Here is a 20,503-nt window from a genome sequence, read left to right on the forward strand (position 1 = left end):
TCAGAGCCAGCCGTTGCGCTTGAGGGTGCGGTGGATGCCCACACAGAGGGCCACCGTGACCGACATGATCACGGGATAGCCGTACTTCCAGTGCAGCTCCGGCATGTGGTCGAAGTTCATGCCGTACACGCCGCACACCATCGTCGGTACGGCGATGATCGCGGCCCACGAGGTGATCTTGCGCATGTCCTCGTTCTGCGCGACGGACGCCTGCGCGAGGTTGGCCTGAAGGATCGAGTTGAGGAGTTCGTCGAAGCCGAGGACCTGCTCCTGGACGCGGGCGAGGTGGTCGGCGACGTCCCGGAAGTACTTCTGGATGTCCGGGTCGATCAGCCGCATCGGGCGCTCGCTCAGCAGCTGCATGGGCCGCAGCAGCGGAGAGACGGCCCGCTTGAACTCCAGTACCTCACGCTTGAGTTGGTAGATCCCGGCCGAGTCGACACCGCGCGAGACGCCGCCCCGGCGGCCCGGTGAGAAGACCTCGGTCTCCACCTCGTCGATGTCGTCCTGCACCGCGTCCGCGACCGCGATGTAGCCGTCGACGACATGGTCGGCGATCGCGTGCAGTACCGCCGAGGGTCCCTTGGCGAGCAGCTCGGGGTCGTCCTGGAGCCGGTGGCGCAGTGCCCGCAGGGAGCCCTGGCCGCCGTGCCGGACGGTGATGAAGAAGTCCCGGCCGGTGAAGCACATGACCTCGCCGGTCTCGACGACCTCGCTGTTGGCGGTGACCCGGTCGTGCTCGACGTAGTGGATGGTCTTGAACACGGTGAACAGGGAGTCGTCGTAGCGCTCCAGCTTGGGGCGCTGGTGGGCCTGCACCGCGTCCTCCACGGCCAGCGGGTGCAGCCCGAACTCACCGGCGATGCCGGAGAATTCGGCCTCGGTCGGCTCGTGCAGCCCGATCCAGACGAAGCCCCCGTCGCGGCGCACCAGGCGCATCGCCTCGCTCGGGCTGAGCGGCTTCGGCATGTCGACGCGGGCACCGTCGCGGTAGACGGCGCAGTCGACGACGGCGGACGGGGTCGAAGGGTCGCGGGTGGTGTCGTAGACGCTGCTGCTGTCCTTGCGCAGGGAGACGCGGGACGGGCGGACGACGGCACGCAGGTCGCGGATCATCGACATGGCAGGCTCCTTCGTGACAGGCAACGAAAGGCCGCCGAGGCGGTTGGAACTGCCCGGAATGGGGACGTCCTGACTGCGGATGTTTGGCACGTCCACAAAGCGGGGAGCACCGCACCGTCGCGGTGGCGAGCTTCGCTACTGATTCAGCTACTGCCTGGAACGGGCAGTTCGGACAGATCAGGTAAAACGAAACGAAGCGCTCTTCCGCGGTGAAGCGAGTGCGAGAGGTGGCAGCCAGCCAGAGCCAGAGCAGCTACATCAGCGGCGGGAAGAGCGGGTGCTACTGCACGGTCGACTTCGGTCCATTGCAGCCCCACCTCCTCCGGCCGGTCCCTCGTAAGGGAGTTCCTTCGGCGTCGGGGCTTGATCGCGACGCTTCTGCGTGCTGCCCCGAACCACCGGGCCAGAGTACCAGTCGACCGAAGTGTCAAGGCGCTGCTTTGCCCGGTACTGACGAGTTCTATGCTCGCGTCATGGCTGATGTTCTTCCTCTGGTCGAGGCCCGGTTGCGCAGCGCGCTGGGCGAGCCGGACGCGCGCGCGGCGGTCACCTTCCTCGGCACGGACCGTATCGAGGTGCTGCGTTTTCAGGACACCGGCCAGGAGGGCGGTGTGGTCCGCTACGCCACGCTCGGCATGTCCGCGCAGCCCATGGCCGACCCCACCGCGGTGCTCGCCGACCCCGTCAAGGGCCCGCGCGCCGAACTGGTCCTTTCGGTACGAAGCGGTCTCGCCGAAACCGACAAGGTACTCCGCCCGCTCGCCGTGCTCGCCGCTTCCCCGCAGGTCGAGGGCGTGGTCGTGGCCTCCGGCGCCTCCCTCGACGTCGGTGAGCCGCTGTGGCCCGGCGCCCCGTTCACCTCGGTCCTGGTCGGCGAGCCGGGCGGCCTGGTCGAGGATCTGGAACTGGACGAGCCACTGGACCCCGTACGGTTCCTGCCGCTGTTCCCGATGACGCCGAACGAGGCGGCCTGGAAGCGGGTGCACGGCGCGCAGGCCCTCCAGGAGCGCTGGCTGACGAACGGGACGGACCTGCGGGATCCGTCCCGCAAGTCCGTCCCTCTGGAGTGAGCGATCTCACCAACCGGTGGCTGAAAACCGTCAGTTGACTCAGCCGGCGAAGACGGTGACGCCGTCCTCGGCCGCGTGCCTCGGCTCCAGCTCCTGGGCCTCGTGCGCGAGTGCCTTCCGTCGTACGACGACCACGAGCGCACCCAGGGTGGCCGTCACGGCCGCGACGACGAACGGCATGTGGATGTCGCTCCACTCCTCGATCTTCGGCGCGAAGTAGGGAGCGGCGGCGGCCGCGAACCAGCGCACGAAGTTGTAGCCCGCGCTCGCCACCGGGCGCGGGGCGTCCGACACCCCGAGCGCCAGCTCCGTGTACACGGTGTTGTTCACGCCGATGAAGGCGCCGGACAGGATCGTGCAGACGATGGCGGCGGTGTGGCTGCCGTACCCGAGGACGAGCACGTCGACCGCGAGCAGTAGCAGTGAGCCGCCGAGCACCTTCAGCGAACCGAACCGCTCCTGCATGCGCGGGGCCACGATCACGGAGAAGACGGCGAGCGGCACACCCCAGGCGAAGAACACGGCACCCGACTTGTACGGGGTCATGTCCAGTACGAACGGGGTGAAGGCCAGCACGGTGAAGAACGTGTAGTTGTAGAAGAACGCCGACACCGCCGCCGAGGCGAGTCCGCCGTGGCCGAGTGCCTTGATCGGGTCGAGCAGTGCGATCTTCCGGGCCGGCTTCGGCTGCTCCTTCAGGAACGCCGTGATGCACAGGAAGCCGATCGCCATCAGGAACGCGGTGCCGAAGAAGGGGTAGCGCCAGCTGGCGTCGCCGAGCAGCGCGCCCAGCAGGGGCCCGCAGGCCATGCCGAGGCCGAGGGCGGACTCGTACAGCAGGATCGCGGCCGCGCTGCCGCCGGCCGCCGGCCGCCGGCCGACGATGACCGCGAGGGCGGTGGAGACGAACAGCGCGTTGCCGAGGCCCCAGCCGGCCCGGAAGCCGACGAGTTCGCCGACCGAGTTCGAGGTGCCCGACAGGGCGGCGAAGAGCACGACCAGGGCGAGGCCGAGCAGCAGGGTCCTGCGGCCGCCGATCCGGCTGGAGACGAAGCCGGTCACCAGCATCGCGATCGCGGTGATCAGGAAGTACGAGGTGAAGAGCAGCGAGACCTGGCTCGCCGTGGCGTCCAGGCCCGAGGCGATGGACGGCAGGATCGGGTCGACGAGTCCGATGCCCATGAAGGCGACGACGGACGCGCCCGCGGTCGCCCACACCGCCCTGGGCTGCCGCAGGATGCCACCGCCTCCCGCGTCGAAGGGGTCCTTGGGGTCTCCCATCGTGTTCTCCCGCCACGGCGAAGATAGTTGGTATATGCACATAGTAAGTTAGCTCGGCTAAGTAATGCAAACTACACGCAACTTCGCCGGTGAGGCGCTTCCGCCCGGACGGGTGATCAGTCCTTGACGTGGAGGAGCGGGGGTAGGACCGTGGGGCCCTATGAGGGGCGAACCCAGTTGCCCGAAGTGTGGTGGCCGGGTCAGGGCTCCCGGACTCTTCGCCGATACCTGGCAGTGCGATGCGCATGGCACCGTGCACCCGGTGCAGCCCGTGATCCCGCCCAGCGTCGAGGCCCTCGAAGTCGTGGTGCACCGCACGCAGGTGCCGGTGTGGATGCCGTGGCCGCTGCCCGTCGGCTGGCTGTTCACCGGTGTGGCCTGCGCGGGCGACGACCGCGGCGGCGGCCGGGCCACGGCCGTGGCGTGCTCCGGGCCCGGACCGCTCGGCGGAATGGGCGAGCTGATCCTGGTGGCCGAGGAACTCGGCGTCGGCCTCGGCGCGCGGTACGCGGGCATCGACGGCCCGGACCCGGGGCCCTACATGAGCGTCGAGAAGCCGCCCCAGGCCAAGGTCCTCGCCGCCGGCCGCCCGACCCCGCTGTGGCATGTGGCCGGCGCCCCGGACGACCGGGCGGTCTTCGCGGGCGAGGCGCTCGGGCTGTGGGTGTGGGCGGTCGTGTGGCCCGAGCAGTCCGGGCTGCTGATGTACGACGAGCTGGTGCTGACGGATCTGCGGGACGCGGGGGCCGAGCTGGAGCTGGTGCCGTGCGGGGCGTTGTCGCCGAGGCTGCTGGAGCCCTAGGCGGCGGCTGAGCGCTTGTGTAGGGGGCGCTATGGGGTTGCGGGTGTGACAGAGGAGCTCGAAAATCCGGTTATCCTTGAGCGTTCCTCCGTCCCGTCATCGCTTGGAGTCCGCGTCGTGCGCATCGACCTGCACACCCACTCCACGGCCTCCGACGGTACGGACACCCCGGCCGAGCTGGTGCGCAACGCCGCCGCGGCCGGTCTGGACGTGGTCGCGCTGACCGACCACGACACCACCCGCGGACACGCCGAGGCGATCGCCGCGCTGCCGGAGGGGCTCACGCTGGTCACCGGCGCAGAGCTGTCCTGCCGGGTCGACGGGGTCTCCCTGCACATGCTGGCCTACCTCTTCGACCCCGAGGAGCCTGCCCTGCTCGCCGAGCGCGAGCTGGTGCGGGACGACCGGGTGCCGCGGGCGCGGGCCATGGTCGCCAGGCTCCAGGAGCAGGGTGTGCCGGTCACCTGGGAGCAGGTGGCGCGGATCGCGGGCGACGGCTCGGTCGGACGCCCCCATGTCGCGACCGCTCTGGTCGAGCTCGGTGTCGTACCGACGGTGAGCGACGCCTTCACGCCGGACTGGCTGTCCGACGGCGGCCGGGCCCACGTGGCGAAGCACGAGACCGACCCCTTCGAGGCGATCCGGCTGATCAAGGGCGCGGGCGGCGTCGCCGTGTTCGCCCACCCGGGCGCGAGCAAGCGCGGGCGTACGGTCCCGGAGTCCGCGATCGCGGAGCTGGCCACGGCCGGACTCGACGGCATCGAGGTCGACCACATGGACCACGACCCGGACACCCGGGCGCGGCTGCGCGGCCTCGCCAAGGAGCTCGGGCTGCTGATCACGGGGTCCAGCGACTACCACGGCAGCCGCAAGACGTGTGTGCTCGGCGAGAACGTGACGGATCCCGAGGTGTACGGGGAGATCACGCGACGGGCGACGGGGGCGTTCCCGGTGCCGGGGGCCGGCGGAGCCTGAGGGCCACGCCCTCGCGCACGTCACGATCGTCGCGCTCATCGCGCTGGTCACGTTCGCCGCGTTCTTCGCACTGGTCACTGGTCGCGTTCTTCGCGCTGGTCACGTTTCTCGTGACCTCAGATCCCCATCCGTTTGTCGCTCAGCAAGGCCCTCATGTTCGACCTCGCCGTCTTCGGCTCCCTGTTCCTGACCCTCTTCGTCATCATGGATCCCCCCGGGATCACCCCGATCTTCCTCGCGCTGACCTCCGGGCGCCCCGGCAAGGTGCAGAAGCGGATGGCGTTCCAGGCCGTCTGCGTGGCCGGCGGCGTGATCACCGTCTTCGGGCTGCTCGGGCACCAGATCCTCGACTACCTGCACGTCTCCGTGCCCGCGCTGATGATCGCGGGCGGGCTGCTGCTCCTGCTGATCGCGCTGGACCTGCTCACCGGCAAGACGGACGAGCCGAAGCAGACCAAGGACGTCAACGTCGCCCTCGTGCCGCTGGGCATGCCGCTGCTGGCCGGGCCGGGTGCGATCGTGTCGGTCATCCTCGCCGTGCAGAAGGCCGACAGCGTCCCGGCGCAGGTGTCGGTGTGGACGGCGATCCTCGCCATCCATGTCGTCCTGTGGGTGGTGATGCGGTACTCGCTGCTGATCATCCGGGTCATCAAGGACGGCGGCGTGGTCCTGGTGACACGGCTCGCGGGCATGATGCTCTCCGCGATCGCCGTGCAACAGATCATCAACGGGGTCACCCAGGTCATCCAGGCGAGCTGAGAGCGGGAACCCGCCGGGTACGCGCAGAGCCCCCGTACGGCATCGACGCCGTACGGGGGCTCTGAAACCTGTCAAGGGATCCCGGGGTTACGAGGCCGAGGTCTCGGCCGGCCGGATCCACAGTCGCTGGCCGATCGCGGCAGCCTGCTGAACGATACGGTTGACGGAGGCGGCGTCCACGACGGTGCTGTCCACGGCCGTGCCGTCGACATCGTCGAGTCGCATGATTTCGAAGCGCATCGGCTTCTCCCTTCGTCTGGTCATCCTCCTGCGGAGAACTACTTCAGTTGCTTGCGTCTTGTGGCGTTGCGCCATCTGTACGTAGTCAACGGGCTGTGTGTTACAAACATTCCCTACGCTAAAGAAATTTTTCGCACGACTAATTACTGACCGGTAAGCCACATGGGCGGGACCGACCGGGACCAGTTGTGTTCGCAGCGTGACCGCCAGGACAATGGAGGCGATGAACGACGACCTCGCGGCCCTCAGCGCCCGCATCGACCGCACCAACGAGCTGCTTCAGCGCATGCTCGCCGAGGTGGCGAAGACGCCCTCGACCCATGCGATCTTCGTCGACGCGGGATATCTGTACGCGGCCGCGGGGCGCCTGGTCTCCGGGACGGAGGACCGCCGCGCCTTCGACCTGGACGCGGAAGGTCTCATCGAGGCGCTGATCGACAAGGCCCGCACGATCTTCGCGGACAGCAGGCTGCTGCGGGTCTACTGGTACGACGGCGCGAGACGCCGTATCCATACCGCGGAGCAGCAGTCCATCGCCGAGCTCCCGGACGTCAAGGTCCGGCTGGGCAACCTGAACGCGAACAACCAGCAAAAGGGCGTCGACTCCCTCATCCGCTCCGACCTGGAGTCCCTCGCCCGCCACCGCGCCATCAGCGACGCGGCACTCCTCGGCGGCGACGAGGACCTGGTCTCGGCCGTCGAGGCGGCCCAGGGGTACGGCGCCCGCGTCCACCTCTGGGGCATCGAGACACCGGAGGGCCGCAACCAGGCCGAGCCCCTGCTCTGGGAGGTCGACAGCCAGCGCACGCTGGACCTCGACTTCTTCAAGCCGTACGTGTCCCGCCGCACGGCCCCCGCCTACGAGTCGACGGCGTCCCGCCCCACCCGTGAGGCCGTCCGCTTCGTCGGCGCGCAGATCGCCGCGAAGTGGCTCGCGGCGAGGGGCCGCGAGTCGCTGGTGGAACTGCTGCCGGGCCATCCCTATCTGCCGGGCTCGGTGGACCAGGACCTCCTGGTGGAGGCGGAGGGCCTGCTCCAGTACTCGCTCCGTGGACAGCCCGACCTGAGACGCGCCCTGCGGGACGGCTTCTGGGAGCACCTGCAGGCGCAGTACTAGCCCGAACCGGCGCTGGTCCTGGTCTAGGTCCTGGTCTAGGTCCTGGTCCTGGTCGGTTTCGGTCCTTGCCGCGCGCCGCAGTCAGTTCTTGTCCGGCTGGAGGCCGTCCCAGAAGCCCGCGAGGGCGCGGGCGGTGGGCAGGGGCTGGTCGGTGTTGGGGGAATGCTCGGCGCCCGGGACGACCGTCCGCCGCGCCTTCAGCCGTACGGCCATGTCGTCCAGCAGCGCCACCGGCCAGGTGTCGTCGTGGGCGCCCGACAGGACGTGCAACGGGAGCGGGACGGCGGCCAGTTCGGCAACGCGGTTCGGCTCGGTGCACAACTGGTGGCCCGTCGCCCGGAGTTGGGCGGGCTTGTTGCCCAGCCAGCGGCGGCGCAGCTGCTCCATGCCGCCGATGCCGCGGGCCGGGCCGCCGACCTCCTCCGGTGGCCCCATGGCCAGGATGGCCTCCCACACCTCGGCCATGCCCATCACGGCGAGCGCGTCCCGCAACAGCTTCACGCGCTGCTGCTGGGAGTCGGAGATCTGAGCCGGTCCGGAGGCGACCAGGGTGAGCGAGCGGAACGGGGAGTGGTCGAGCAGGACGGCAGCGCGGGCGATCTGACCGCCGAGAGAGTGCCCGAGCAGATGTACCTGGCCATCAAGGGCGCCGGCCTGGGCGAGGACGTCCCGCGCCAACTCGTCCTGTGCGTAGGCGGATTCGTCCTCCTCGGGCCCGTCCGACTCGAACTGCCCCCGCCCGTCCACGGCCACGACACGGTAGCCGCGCCCGGCGAGCGGCCCGTGCAGCAGCGTGAAGTCCTCCTTGCTGCCCGTGAACCCGGGCAGCATCAGCACGGTGCCCTTCGGTTCGACACCGGGGGGCACGGGCGAATCGACGACGGCGAAGTCCCCACGAGGAGTGGGGAGGGGGTAGGCGCGGGCGTTGGGGGGTACGGCGAAGGAGGCTCGGCTGCTCACGGAGGGAGGGTATCGGGTCGGGGTTCCGCCTCCGGGCGCCGGTGAGGGCCGGGAACGCCGACGGCCCGGTTCGCGCGAGGCGAACCGGGCCGTCGGGCGGGAGATCAGCTCTCCGCGGGCTCCGTGGCCACCGCGGCCTTACGGGCCCGGCGCCGAGGCGCGGCCACCGGTTCTGCGGCGGCCTGGGCCGGGATGGCGGCGGTCACCGCGGGCTCCGCGGCCTTGCGGGTGCGACGACGAGGCTTCGTCTCCCCATCCTCTGCCGCGTCCACGGCCGGTTCGGCCGCAGCGGCGGTCTTGCGCGTACGGCGGGGCTTGACCTCAGCCGCCGCCTCGACCGCGTCACCCTCAACTGCCTTGGCGGCGGCGGTCTTCCGGGTACGACGCGGCTTGGCCTCCGCACCTTCGGCAGTGTCGACGGCTGCCTCGGCCGGAGCCGCGGCAACCGTCTTGCGCGTGCGGCGCGGCTTGGCCTCCACGGCCTCGGCGGTGTCGACCGCTGCCTCGGCCGGAGCCGCGGCGGCGGACTTGCGCGTGCGGCGCGGCTTGGTCGCCGTGCCCTCGGCGGTGTCGACCGCTGCCTCGGCGGTGGCGGCGGTCTTGCGCGTACGGCGGGGCTTGACCTCGGCCGGCTCCGCCTCCGGGGCCGGCTGCGCCGGGATCTCGGCGGCGACGGCGGGCTCGGCGGCCGCGGTCTTGCGGGTACGGCGACGCGGCTTGGCCTCCACGGCCTCGGCGGTGTCGAGGGCGGCCTCGGCCGGAGCCGCTGCCGCCGTCTTACGCGTACGACGGCGAGGCGTGGCCTCGGCTGCTTCGGCTTCCGGCGTGCCGGTCCCCTCGGCGGTGTCGACCGCGACCTCGGCCGCAGGGGCAGTCGCAGCCGTGGCCTTGCGGGTACGCCGGCGCGGCGCGGCGGCGGGAACCTCGGCCTCCGGCACCGCCGGGGCCTCCGTCACCGTCTCGGGCGTGTTGGACTCGGCCGTGTCGACCGCGGTCTCCGCGGCCTTGCGGGTACGGCGGCGGCGCGGCTTCGCCGGGATCTCGGCGGTGTCGAGCACAGCCGTGCCCTCGGCCGTGGCGACGGCGGCCTCCGCGGCCTCCGTGACCGGGGCGGCCTCGGACACCGTCGGCTCGGCCGTCACGGCTGCCGTGGCCGGCGCCGCCTCCGACGATCCGCCGCGGGTGCGGCGACGGCGACGCGGGGTCCGGGTCGCGGTGGTGGTGGCGTCCTCCGGCGCGGTGGTCTCCTGCGGGGAGACGACACCCTCGACGGGAGCCGTCCCGGCGGGAGCGGTCGTGTCCAGCGGGGTGCCGTTGCGCGTGCGGCGACGGCGACGCGGCGTACGCGCCGAACGCTCGTCATCGGCCGAACGGGACTCGTCCCGACCGCCTCGGCTGTCGCGGTCACCGCGGCCTCCTCGGTCACCACGTCCGCCGCGGTCACCACGGCCTCCGCGGTCACCGCGCGCACCACGGCCGCCCGTCTCGCCCAGGTCCTCCAGCTCCTCCGCCCCGAGCCCGGCGCGTGTGCGGTCGGCGCGCGGCAGAACACCCTTGGTGCCCGCGGGGATGCTCAGCTCCTCGAAGAGGTGCGGGGAGGTCGAGTACGTCTCCGGCGGGTCGTTGAACCCGAGGTCCAGCGCCTTGTTGATGAGCTGCCAGCGCGGGATGTCGTCCCAGTCGACGAGCGTGATCGCGATGCCCTTGGCGCCCGCGCGGCCGGTGCGGCCGATGCGGTGCAGGTACGTCTTCTCGTCCTCGGGGGACTGGTAGTTGATGACGTGGGTGACACCCTCGACGTCGATGCCGCGGGCGGCGACGTCGGTGCAGACGAGGACGTCCACCTTGCCGTTGCGGAACGCGCGCAGCGCCTGCTCGCGGGCGCCCTGGCCGAGGTCGCCGTGGACCGCGCCGGAGGCGAAACCGCGCTGCTGGAGCTGGTCGGCCAGATCGGCCGCCGTCCGCTTGGTACGGCAGAAGACCATCACGAGACCGCGGCCCTCGGCCTGCAGTATCCGCGCGACCAGCTCGGGCTTGTCCATGTTGTGCGCGCGGTAGATGTGCTGCTTGGTGTTCGCGACCGTCTTGCCCGCGTCGTCCGGCGAGGTGGCGCTGATGTGCGTGGGCTGCGACATGTAGCGGCGCGCGAGGCCGATGACCGCGCCCGGCATGGTCGCCGAGAACAGCATCGTCTGGCGGCGGGCCGGCAGCATGTTGATGATCTTCTCGACGTCGGGCAGGAAGCCCAGGTCGAGCATCTCGTCGGCCTCGTCGAGGACGAGCGCCTTGATGTGCTTGAGGTCGAGCTTCTTCTGACCCGCGAGGTCCAGCAGACGGCCCGGGGTGCCGACGATCACGTCGACGCCCTTCTTGAGGGCCTCGACCTGCGGCTCGTACGCCCGGCCGCCGTAGATCGCGAGAACGCGCACGTTGCGGACCTTGCCCGCGGTGAGCAGGTCGTTGGTGACCTGGGTGCACAGCTCGCGCGTGGGGACGACGACGAGCGCCTGCGGGGCGTCGGTGAGGTCCTCGGGCCGGGCGCGGCCGGCCTCGACGTCGGCGGGGACGGTGACGCGCTCGAGGAGCGGGAGGCCGAAGCCCAGCGTCTTGCCGGTGCCGGTCTTGGCCTGGCCGATGACGTCGCTGCCCGAGAGGGCGACGGGGAGCGTCATCTCCTGGATGGGGAAGGGAGTGATGATGCCGACGGCCTCAAGTGCTTCGGCCGTCTCGGGAAGGATTCCGAGCTCTCGGAAAGTCGTAGTCAGGGTGCTGCCTCTTCTGTGTGCGCGGCGCGAGGGCGAGCGCGGGGGTCGTCTAGGACCGTGCTGGGGACGTCGACTACTGCCTTACGGGCGAGCCGTATGACACGGGACCACTGCCGACGCTCTAGCGCTCGAACCGCTGAGGGTCCCCCTCCGAACTTCGTACGCACTGCGTCGTACGGGCGAGGAGGGCTGTCGGGTCGGAGCCGATCGGGCCACCGACCGGGCATCCTCATACATGCAGCCCGTCGAATAGTCGGCAGGCGCATTACCACTGTACCCCGGAAACGCGCACACGCGATGGCCGATTTGGTCACGTAGTCGTCGTCACACTGATTGAGCAGGGACTTCCGTGGCGCGGCGAGCGAGCTATTGTGCGCTGCATGACGACCTCTGACAAGCCTGACAACGCCTCCGCCGGATCTGTCGCACACACCGGAGTCGCCGCCCAGGACTGGACGCAGGCCTCCGCCGAACCTCAGTACCGCGCCGCGGTCGTCGACCTGCTCGGCGCGCTCGCTTACGGCGAACTGGCGGCGTTCGAGCGGCTCGCGGAGGACGCGAAGCTGGCGCCGACGCTGGCGGACAAGGCGGAGTTGGCGAAGATGGCGTCGGCCGAGTTCCACCACTACGAGAAGCTGCGCGACCGGCTGACGGAGATCGGCGAGGAGCCGACCTCGGCCATGGAACCGTTCGTCGCCGCGCTGGACGGGTTCCACAAGCAGACGGCGCCCTCGGACTGGCTCGAGGGACTCGTCAAGGCGTACGTCGGCGACTCCATCGCCAGCGACTTCTACCGGGAGGTCGCCGCCCGGCTCGACACGGACACCCGCGAACTCGTCCTCGCCGTCCTCGACGACACCGGCCACGCCGGCTTCGCCGTCGAGAAGGTGCGCGCGGCGATCGACGCCGAACCGCGCGTGGGCGGCAGGCTCGCGCTGTGGGCGCGGCGGCTGATGGGCGAGGCCCTGTCGCAGTCCCAGCGCGTGGTCGCCGACCGGGACGCGCTGTCGACGATGCTCGTGGGCGGCGTCGCGGACGGCTTCGACCTCGCCGAGGTCGGCCGGATGTTCTCCCGGATCACCGAGGCGCACACCAAGCGGATGGCGGCGCTGGGGCTGGCGGCCTAGCTTGCCGGCCGGTCTCGCGCCGACCCTGGCCGGCCGAGCCGGCTCGCTGAGCCGGCTCACTCGCCTGGCTGACTGACCCGGCTCGCTGATCTGCTCAACGGGGACGCCGCGACCGGCGGTGGATCAGGCGGTTGCCGATCGGCGGCGGAGTCTTCCCGCCGGGCGCAGCAGGAGCGAGAGCGAGGCCGTGGAGACGATCGTCGCGCCGACGAGGGTCAGCAGGGCGCCGCCCGCGTCCAGTGCGCTGTGCGTGACGAAGGAACCGAAGAGGGCGCCGGCCACGCCGGTCGCGAGGACCAGCGAACGGGCCGGCAGTCGGTGGGACAGCCGGTGGACCGCCAACCCCGCCAGCACAAGACCGAGCAGAGCGGAGCCGAGCGCTTCCAACAACATCATGGGGTCCCTCCCACACGGCCACACTGCGCGTTACGGTCGTACCCCGTCCTACCCGTGACCTGCGGAATACAATCCTCCCCTGTGCGCAAGTTGTGCTCCATACGTGGAGGAGAAATGCGGGGGAAAAGCGAGAGGGGCCCGGCGACACACGGTCGCCGGGCCCCTCTCGCCGCGTATGACTACAGCGCGCCGAAGCCCACCTTGCGGGGGGCCGGCTCACCGAGCTCGACGTAGGCGAGACGGTCGGCCGGGACGAGGACCTTGCGGCCGTGCTCGTCCACCAGGGTCAGCAGCTGCGACTTCCCGGCCAGCGCCTCGGACACCGCCCGCTCGACCTCATCGGCACTCTGACCGCTCTCCAGAACGATCTCGCGAGGCGCGTGCTGCACGCCGATCTTGACCTCCACGGCTATGTCCCTCCGACGGTCAGTGAAGTGCGCGACCTTCCGCGCCGTACTCCGCACACATTAGCCCGGTGAGGGGATGTCCATGTTCCGCGCAAGAACGCCAGAAGCGAACAGCGGGCGGGAACAAACCCTCGGGGCCGGTGCGGTCAGTGGTGCTCGGTGCCGTGCAGCGGGAAACCGGCGATGCCCCGCCACGCCAGCGAGGTCAGCAGCTGGACCGCCTGGTCGCGCGGGACACTGCGGTCGCTGTGCAGCCAGGAACGTGCCACCACCTGGGCGAGACCGCCGAGTCCGGAGGCCAACAGCATCGATTCCGCGCGGGAGAGGCCGGTGTCCTCGGCGATGACGTCGCAGATCGCCTCCGCGCACTCGTTCGTGACCTTGTCGACGCGCTCGCGCACCGCGGGCTCGTTGGTCAGGTCCGACTCGAAGACCAGGCGGAAGGCCCCGCCGTCGTCCTCGACGTACGCGAAGTAGGCGTCCATGGTCGCCCGGACGCGCTGCTTGTTGTCCGTCGTCGACGCGAGCGCCGTGCGTACGGACTGGATCAGCGACTCGCAGTGCTGGTCCAGCAGCGCGAGGTAGAGGTCGAGCTTGCCGGGGAAGTGCTGGTAGAGCACCGGCTTGCTGACGCCGGCCCGCTCGGCGATGTCGTCCATCGCGGCCGCGTGGTAGCCCTGTGCCACGAAGACTTCCTGCGCGGCGCCCAGCAACTGGTTCCGTCGGGCACGGCGCGGCAGGCGCGTGCCTCGCGGGCGTGCCGCCTCTGTCTGCTCGATGGCTGTCACGCCGCCTCCCAAAGTCGTCCCTCTGCGGTGTGCGCCGCGCCGCCATCGTACTTTTCGGTAACCGTGGTGTGCGCGGTGCGAGCGCAGAATTTCACGGACCGGACGCTGACGATTACCACGCACGGTGCCTCTAACCGGGACGGAACGGTCGCTCTCACCGATAGTCGTCCTCGTCGATGGAGACGACGCGGGCCTGTTCGATGAGGTCGGCCTCGCTGGCCCGGTCCGGGTCCACGCCGGTCAGCGGGTCGTCGCGGTCCGGCTTGACCTCTGTCAGTTGCTCCGCGGCGTCGTTCTCCGGCGCCTCGACGTCGATCTCGGTCGCCTGCTCGGCGTCCTCGTGCACGAACGTCTCGGGGTCGGTGGGGTCGACGGCCATGATGGGCTCCCTTCCTAGAAGATCCCTGAACAGAACAGGGGGCCACATGCGGGTGCCCTGTGCACGAGCCTAGGAGACACCCGATCTGCACGCCATGCGATCCGAGTGCCCTCTGTGACGCCGAACACATGAGCCACTGCGTGATCATCTCGTAACATTGCCGCATGTCTTCGACCGAGCAGCCGTTCGTGCCGCCCGCCAACGTGCTCCCCAAAGTGGCGCCCGTCAGGGTCGCGGAGGGTGAGAGGCTCAGGTCGGTCGGGCTGCCCGGGATCACGCTGTCCGTGCGGGCGAGGCCGCCCGCGCGCGCGGGACTGCCGCCCGCGCTGTACGTCCACGGCCTCGGCGGTTCCTCCCAGAACTGGTCGGCGCTGATGCTGCAACTGGAGGACGCCGTCGACGGCGAGGCCGTCGACCTGCCGGGTTTCGGCGACTCCCCGCCGCCGGACGACGGCGACTACTCGATCACCGGGCACGCGCGCGCGGTGATCCGCTATCTCGACGCCTCCGGACGCGGTCCGGTGCACCTCTTGGGGAACTCGCTCGGCGGCGCGGTCTCCACGCGCGTCGCCGCGGTCCGCCCCGACCTCGTCCGCACCCTCACCCTCGTCTCGCCCGCGCTGCCGGAGCTCCGCGTCCAGCGCACGGCCGTGCCGACGGGGCTGCTGGCGGTGCCCGGCGTGGCGGGCCTCTTCACCCGCTTCACCAAGGAGTGGACGTCGGAGCAGCGGGTCCGCGGGGTCATGGCGCTTTGTTACGGCGACCCCGGGCGGGTGACCCCCGAAGGGTTCCGACACGCCGTGGAGGAGATGGAGCGGCGGGTGCGGCTGCCCTACTTCTGGGACGCGATGACGCGTTCCGCGCGCGGGCTGGTGAACGCGTACACCCTGGGCGGTCAGCACGCGCTGTGGCGCCAGGCCGAACGCGTCCTCGCGCCGACCCTCCTCGTCTACGGCGGCCGTGACCAGCTCGTCGGCTTCCGCATGGCCCAGCGGGCGGCCCGCTCCTTCCGCGACTCCCGCCTCCTCACCCTGCCCGAGGCGGGGCACGTGGCGATGATGGAGTACCCCGAGACCGTGGCGGGAGCGTTTCGCGAACTGCTCGCCGACACCAGGGCCGTTGGCGGCGGGGTGGCGGCCGATGGCGGCGGCGAGGGTACCGTTGGCGACAGAGAAGGAGTCTCCGGCGACAGGGCCGGGATGTCGGACAGCATGAACTCGGGGAGCTGAGAGGCTACGTGGGACGCCACAGTCGACGTGGACCTGCTCCCAGGAGTGGCCCCACGGGGGACGGCGCTGATCCGACGGGGCGGGGCCGGACCCAAGGCCCACCGCCCGCACGGCAGGCACCGCCCGCCCCTCCGGCGGAGTACGGGCCACCGGCTCGTCCGGTTCCGAGATTCGCCGACGGCACGCCCGCGCGCGGGGTGCCGAGGTTTGCCGACGGGACGCCTGCTCACGGCGTACCCCGGCTTCCCGACGGCACGCCCGCGCGGGGTGTGCCGCGATTCCCCGACGGCACACCGGCGCACGGGTTTCCTCAGGTCCGTGGGGGGCACCCCGAGCAGCGTGAACCAGGTGGCGGATGGGGAGAGTTGAGCGGGCGCGGCGGCGGCGGGTACGGCAGGCCGGGCGGCCAGGGCAGTGCGGGCGGCCCGGGCGTCGGCCTTCCGCGGCAGCGGCAGGCGCCGCCCGCGGGGCTGAGGGGGCCCCGGCAGGACTACCTCGACGCGTTCGAGGGGGAGGACGAGGAATTCGAGTGGGAGGACGACGTCTTCGCGCCCCGTGCCCCCGCCACCGTGCCGCACCGCGACCCGGCCGTGGCGCACGCCTCCGGCCCGTACTCCTCCGCCACCGCCTGGCCCACCGAGACCGGCCGTGACGGCGTCGATGACGACGACGCGCCTCCCACGGGCGAGCCTGCGCCCGTCAGGGGCGGCAAGGGGCGGACGTTCACCGGCATCGCGGCCGCCGCCGTGACCACCGTGCTGGCCGTCGTCGTGGCCGGCCAGGTCGCCAACGGGCGGGACGACGACGCCGTGCGGTCCCAGTCCGCCACCGACCAGGCCCGGGACGCCCGCGACCCCGCCTCGCGCGGGGACGGCCGGCCGACGCCTTCCGGATCACCCGGCGTGGCGACGCTGACCTACGAGCAGAAGATGGACAAGCGGTACGCGCTCGGCGCCACGTCCAAGGGGCCGGGGGAGTTCGACGCCGTCAAGGGCATCGCCAAGGCGCCCGGCCGGGGGCAGAAGTACACCTACCGCGTCGACGTCGAGCAAGGGCTCGGCCTGGACGGCGAACTCTTCGCGCAGGCCGTACAGAAGACGCTCAACGACGACCGGAGCTGGGCCCACAACGGAGCCCGCACCTTCGAGCGCATCCACTCCGGCAAGCCCGACTTCGTGATCACTCTGGCCAGCCCCGGAACCACCGCCACCTGGTGTGCCAAGTCCGGTCTGGACACCACCGTGGACAACGTCTCGTGCGACTCGGCCGCCACCGAACGCGTGATGATCAACGCATACCGATGGGCGCGGGGATCCGAGACCTACGGTGACCAGATCCATGCGTACCGGCAGATGTTGATCAACCACGAAGTCGGCCACCGGCTCGGCTTCAGCCACGTCACGTGCGACAAGAACGGCGATCTCGCCCCGGTCATGCAGCAGCAGACCAAGTTCCTCGACCATGACGGAATCCGCTGCCGAGCCAACCCCTGGCCATACCCGGGGAGTTGACGGGGCCGCCCGCCGAGGAGCCGCTGGCGCACGCACCGGCGCTCGCCCACGAAACGGGGTGACGACCGGTGCGCGCATGATCTCCTAGCGCGACGGAACGCCACCCGCACGGGAAAGTTACGACCGTTCACCCCTTTTGGTGGCGTGATGGACAACCGTCCGTCGCGCCACCGCCTTGTCCGCATACGTTCGTCCCGCTGCGAGCCGCCGGGTCAACGGCGGCTCCCCATACGGGAGATCGGGGGTGCGCTGGTGCGCATCGGACTGCTTACGGAGGGTGGCTATCCGTATGTGAGCGGTGACGCCAGGCTCTGGTGCGACCGGCTCGTGCGCGGGCTCGAGCAGCACGAGTTTCACATCTACGCGCTCAGTCGCAGCGAGCGCCAGGAGGACGAGGGCTGGGTTCCGTTGCCGCCGCAGGTCAACAGGGTGCGCACGGCATCACTGTGGACGGCCGAGGACGACGGGGCCGGGTACGGACGGCGCGCGCGCCGGCGGTTCGCCGAGTGTTACGGCGAGTTGGTGGCCGCTCTGTGCGAGGGAGGTGCCGCAGAGGCGCCCGAAGGGCCTTCGGCCACTGAGGCGGACCGTTTCGCCAGTGCCCTGTACGGGCTCGCCGAACTCGCCCGCGACGAGGGCGGACTGGTGCGGGCGCTCCGCTCCGAGGCCGCCGTGGGCGCCCTGGAGCGCGCCTGTCGTGCGCCCGGCGCGCTACGCACGGCGCGCGAGGCTCGCGTACCGGATCTGCTCACCGTCGCCGCGCACCTGGAACGCGCTCTGCGCCCCCTCTCGCTCGACTGGTACGAGGACGACGACCTCGGCTCCGTCGACCTGTGCCATGCGACGTCCGGAGGCGCGGCGGCCCTGCCCGGACTGCTCGCGCAGCACTTCTGCGGCGTCCCCCTGCTGGTCACCGAGTACGGAGTGCGGCTGCGCACCCACTACCTGACCGCCACGGAGTCCTCGCCTCCGGTACGCGCCCTGCTCACCGCCTTCCACGGCAGGCTCGCCACCGAGACCTACGGCCGGGCCGCGATCGTCACGTCCGGCAACGCGCACGCGCGCCGCTGGCAGGCACGCTGTGGCGCCGACCGCGCCAGGCTCCGCACGGTCTACCCGGGCATGGACGCCTCCCGCTTCACGGATGTCGGCGAGTCGTCCGCCTGCGCGGACCCGCACACCCTGGTCTGGGTCGGCCGCGTGGAACCGGCCAAGGACCTGGTCTCCCTGCTGCACGCCTTCGCGGAGATCCGCAAGGAGGAGCCCAAGGCACGACTGCGGATCGTCGGCGCGCCCGTGGGTTCCGAGGGCACGGCCTACCTCGGCCACTGCCGGGCGCTGGCCGCGCAGCTCTTCCCCGACGAGGCCGACGGCCCGCACGCCGTCGGCGACAACCCGGTGTCCTTCGAGGAGATCGGCGGCCCGGAGCTGCTGGCCCTGGCCGACGCGTACGCCGCGGGCGCGGTGACCGTCCTGTCCAGCGTCGTCGAAGGCTTCCCGCTCAGCCTGGTCGAGGCCATGTTCTGCGGTCGCGCGACGGTGTCCACGGACGTCGGCGCCGTCGTGGAGGTCATCGGCGGCACCGGTCTCGTGGTCCCCCCGCGCAATCCGCGGGCACTCGCCGAGGCGTGCGTGGCGCTGTTGCGCGACACCGAGCGCCGCGAGCGCCTGGGCGCCGCCGCCCGCGCCCGCGCGCTCGAACTGTTCACCGTCGAGCAGAACATCACCGCTTTCCACGGCATCTACCTGGACATCGTCTCGCAGACCCCGGTCCGCCGCGTTCTTCTCGACGAGACCGGCAGACCCCTGCCGTTCGCCACCCCCGCCGAGGCCCACGTGCCCGGCCGCTGGACCGAGCGAGGCGTGCGCGTCGTGACCGGCGGCGGCCCCGGCTGGGCCGCCGGACCGCCCGTACGTGCCACCGCGCCGACCGCCGTCACGGAGGGAGCGTCATGAGCGAACTGGGCGAACTGGACCGCCCCGGCACCCCTGACAGTCCCGGAACCTGGGACCCCCGGTCGGAGGAATGGCTGGTCACGGAGCCGGACGTACCGGACTCGCAGGAACCGGCCGTGGGCCACGACTCCGTATCGGCGTCCGACCACGACCACGTAGCCGCGTCCGACCACGACCACGCCCCTGTTCCCGCGGCCGACCACGATCCTGAGCCCCACGCAGCCGTCGACCGAGGCTCACGCGGCACCGGAACGAGCGGAGCGCGCAGCCCCGTCACGCCCCGCCGCACCGCCGCGGATCCGGTGAAGGCCCTGATGCACCGTCACCGGGACCTGTGCGAGCGGGCCGTGGACCCTCTGGAGATCGCGGCGGGTCTGGAGGCTCACGGTGTGACGGACCGCACCGCGGCCCGTTTCCGCCACCGCGACGTCTTCTCGCTGGCCGAGGAGATGTACGCCCGGATCCCCCGCGACGGAGAGTCCCCGAAACGCCCCGCCCCTGAGGCTGCCCCCCGCCCACGAGCGGACTGGGCCCTGCTCACCCTCCTCCCCGGCGCGCTGTGCACGGCGACCGTGATCGGCCTGTACCTCACCCAGGGACGGACCCGCCCCACGGTCGCCGCCGCAGGCGTCCTCGCCGTGGCTCTGGCCCTGCGCGCGGCCCTCACCCGAGGACCACTGAGCCACAGACCCCCCAGCCCCGGCGCACCCGCGAGCGGCACCAGCACCTGGACGTACTGGCTCGTCGCGTACGCCCTCCTCGGTGACGGCCTGCTCCAAGCCGCCCTGCGCGGAGGCCCCGACGGACTGCCCGACGGCACCCCGGACGCCCCCTGGCCCCTCACCGCGGCCCCTCTCCTCGCCCTCGCCTGGGCCTGCGCTCCGGCGGCCTGGAGCACTCACCTCCTCACCGCACGAGCCCGCCGCAAACTGACGGCCAGCCGCGGCCTCGAGGACTTCGCCGCCTCCGTACGCCCCCTCCTGCTCGGCACGTTCGCCCTGTTCCTGTGCGCCCTCACCGCCCTCCTCACCGTGACCACCACAGCTCTGGACGAGCCCCCCGCCTACGCCCAGACCACCGCCCTGGGCGCTCTGCTCCTCCTGTCCCGCCTCCTCGCCATCCACCGCTTCACCCACGCCCCCGCGGTCATCCTCGCCGCCACCGCCACCGCCCAGGCAGCAGCCCTGGCCACGGTCTTCGCAGCCCGCCTCCCCGGTTGCGACCTCCTGTCGGTCCCGGTCCAGACCCTCACCGACACCTGGGGCCCGGGCAGCGTCCAAACGCTCACCTGCGGCACCGGGGCGCTGATCCTCCTGTTCCACGCAGCCCGCACCCTCACCAGGGCCTCGGCCCACGCCCCGGCGGAGAAGCAGTGGTGACGCGGCCGGCCCCGCCCCGGCGGCGCGGCACCCGCGTACGACGGCAAGGGGACGTGCCGGAGGGCGTCGGCCCGCGGCGGATGGCGTGTCCACACGTTCGCCCCGGTACGAGACCGATTCCGCGCCAGACCGAGGCCGGACACCCCCCGACGCGGCCCCGCCCCACGCACCCGCCGTAGGCGCGCACCCACTACTCGCACAGGCCGCCGCAGGCATTCCGCCCTGCCGCGGGAGGCACCC

Annotated in this window: 19 protein-coding genes; 10 read left to right on the top strand and 9 right to left on the bottom strand. The window is 71.4% G+C overall.

The genetic code is table 11. The annotated features are described in order from the left end of the window. Complete coding sequence (locus ACZ5XS_RS02355; protein ID WP_468647335.1) at positions 1–1,122, bottom strand: magnesium and cobalt transport protein CorA; 1,122 nt, start codon at positions 1,120–1,122, stop codon at positions 1–3. Between the two features lie 473 nt (positions 1,123–1,595). Here ACZ5XS_RS02355 and ACZ5XS_RS02360 point away from each other — a divergent pair, with 473 nt between their 5' ends. Continuing rightward, positions 1,596–2,192, top strand: a complete 597-nt coding sequence (locus tag ACZ5XS_RS02360; RefSeq protein ID WP_468647336.1) for a suppressor of fused domain protein — start codon at positions 1,596–1,598, stop codon at positions 2,190–2,192. A gap of 39 nt (positions 2,193–2,231) precedes the next feature. Here the strand turns inward: ACZ5XS_RS02360 and ACZ5XS_RS02365 are convergent, their stop codons facing one another. Continuing rightward, a complete protein-coding gene (locus tag ACZ5XS_RS02365; RefSeq protein WP_468647337.1) occupies positions 2,232–3,473 on the bottom strand; it encodes an MFS transporter in 1,242 nt (413 codons plus the stop codon). Positions 3,474–3,633: 160 nt separating this feature from the next. On the opposite strand from ACZ5XS_RS02365, the gene ACZ5XS_RS02370 reads away from it, so the two are divergent. The 3 genes from ACZ5XS_RS02370 to ACZ5XS_RS02380 all read left to right on the top strand — a co-directional run bounded on the left by ACZ5XS_RS02370 (position 3,634) and on the right by ACZ5XS_RS02380 (position 6,009). Beyond that, positions 3,634–4,275, top strand: a complete 642-nt coding sequence (locus tag ACZ5XS_RS02370; protein ID WP_217241070.1) for a DUF6758 family protein — start codon at positions 3,634–3,636, stop codon at positions 4,273–4,275. A 117-nt stretch (positions 4,276–4,392) separates the two neighbouring features. Then, entirely contained in the window at positions 4,393–5,250 is an 858-nt protein-coding gene (locus ACZ5XS_RS02375; RefSeq protein ID WP_468647338.1) for a PHP domain-containing protein, read from the top strand. 153 nt (positions 5,251–5,403) lie between these two features. Beyond that, the gene (locus ACZ5XS_RS02380; RefSeq protein WP_217241174.1) at positions 5,404–6,009 is read left to right on the top strand and encodes a MarC family protein; all 606 of its coding nucleotides are present in this window, start codon (positions 5,404–5,406) and stop codon (positions 6,007–6,009) included. Between the two features lie 87 nt (positions 6,010–6,096). Here the strand turns inward: ACZ5XS_RS02380 and ACZ5XS_RS02385 are convergent, their stop codons facing one another. Next, positions 6,097–6,249, bottom strand: coding sequence for a hypothetical protein (locus tag ACZ5XS_RS02385; protein WP_217241068.1), 153 nt, complete (start codon positions 6,247–6,249; stop codon positions 6,097–6,099). Between the two features lie 223 nt (positions 6,250–6,472). Between ACZ5XS_RS02385 and ACZ5XS_RS02390 the strand changes: the two genes are divergently transcribed. Then, complete coding sequence (locus tag ACZ5XS_RS02390) at positions 6,473–7,366, top strand: NYN domain-containing protein (RefSeq protein WP_468647339.1); 894 nt, start codon at positions 6,473–6,475, stop codon at positions 7,364–7,366. A gap of 81 nt (positions 7,367–7,447) precedes the next feature. On the opposite strand, the gene ACZ5XS_RS02395 is transcribed toward ACZ5XS_RS02390, so the two are convergent. After that, positions 7,448–8,326, bottom strand: a complete 879-nt coding sequence (locus ACZ5XS_RS02395) for an alpha/beta fold hydrolase (RefSeq protein WP_468647340.1) — start codon at positions 8,324–8,326, stop codon at positions 7,448–7,450. A gap of 104 nt (positions 8,327–8,430) precedes the next feature. Continuing rightward, positions 8,431–10,998, bottom strand: a complete 2,568-nt coding sequence (locus ACZ5XS_RS02400) for a DEAD/DEAH box helicase (protein WP_468647341.1) — start codon at positions 10,996–10,998, stop codon at positions 8,431–8,433. 464 nt (positions 10,999–11,462) lie between these two features. Between ACZ5XS_RS02400 and ACZ5XS_RS02405 the strand changes: the two genes are divergently transcribed. Beyond that, positions 11,463–12,218, top strand: a complete 756-nt coding sequence (locus ACZ5XS_RS02405; RefSeq protein ID WP_217241064.1) for a ferritin-like domain-containing protein — start codon at positions 11,463–11,465, stop codon at positions 12,216–12,218. A gap of 123 nt (positions 12,219–12,341) precedes the next feature. Here the strand turns inward: ACZ5XS_RS02405 and ACZ5XS_RS02410 are convergent, their stop codons facing one another. The 4 genes from ACZ5XS_RS02410 to ACZ5XS_RS02425 form a co-directional block, all read right to left on the bottom strand. Beyond that, positions 12,342–12,611, bottom strand: coding sequence for a hypothetical protein (locus tag ACZ5XS_RS02410; protein WP_468647510.1), 270 nt, complete (start codon positions 12,609–12,611; stop codon positions 12,342–12,344). Between the two features lie 182 nt (positions 12,612–12,793). Further along, positions 12,794–13,021, bottom strand: coding sequence for a DUF3107 domain-containing protein (locus ACZ5XS_RS02415; protein ID WP_217239500.1), 228 nt, complete (start codon positions 13,019–13,021; stop codon positions 12,794–12,796). 146 nt (positions 13,022–13,167) lie between these two features. Further along, the gene (locus ACZ5XS_RS02420) at positions 13,168–13,809 is read right to left on the bottom strand and encodes a TetR/AcrR family transcriptional regulator (RefSeq protein ID WP_217239499.1); all 642 of its coding nucleotides are present in this window, start codon (positions 13,807–13,809) and stop codon (positions 13,168–13,170) included. 154 nt (positions 13,810–13,963) lie between these two features. Next, entirely contained in the window at positions 13,964–14,188 is a 225-nt protein-coding gene (locus ACZ5XS_RS02425) for a hypothetical protein (RefSeq protein WP_468647342.1), read from the bottom strand. A gap of 164 nt (positions 14,189–14,352) precedes the next feature. Here ACZ5XS_RS02425 and ACZ5XS_RS02430 point away from each other — a divergent pair, with 164 nt between their 5' ends. From ACZ5XS_RS02430 to ACZ5XS_RS02445, 4 genes are all read left to right on the top strand, one after another. Continuing rightward, a complete protein-coding gene (locus tag ACZ5XS_RS02430; RefSeq protein WP_468647343.1) occupies positions 14,353–15,417 on the top strand; it encodes an alpha/beta fold hydrolase in 1,065 nt (354 codons plus the stop codon). Positions 15,418–15,425: 8 nt separating this feature from the next. Further along, on the top strand, positions 15,426–16,928 hold the full coding sequence (locus ACZ5XS_RS02435) for a DUF3152 domain-containing protein (protein ID WP_468647344.1): 1,503 nt from the start codon (positions 15,426–15,428) through the stop codon (positions 16,926–16,928). Between the two features lie 252 nt (positions 16,929–17,180). Further along, positions 17,181–18,884, top strand: a complete 1,704-nt coding sequence (locus ACZ5XS_RS02440) for a DUF3492 domain-containing protein (RefSeq protein ID WP_468647345.1) — start codon at positions 17,181–17,183, stop codon at positions 18,882–18,884. Beyond that, on the top strand, positions 18,881–20,263 hold the full coding sequence (locus ACZ5XS_RS02445) for a hypothetical protein (RefSeq protein ID WP_468647346.1): 1,383 nt from the start codon (positions 18,881–18,883) through the stop codon (positions 20,261–20,263). Before ACZ5XS_RS02440 ends, ACZ5XS_RS02445 begins: the two co-directional genes overlap by 4 nt. Positions 20,264–20,503: the final 240 nt, after the last annotated feature.

This window comes from Streptomyces sp. NPDC033131 (genome assembly GCF_055578365.1).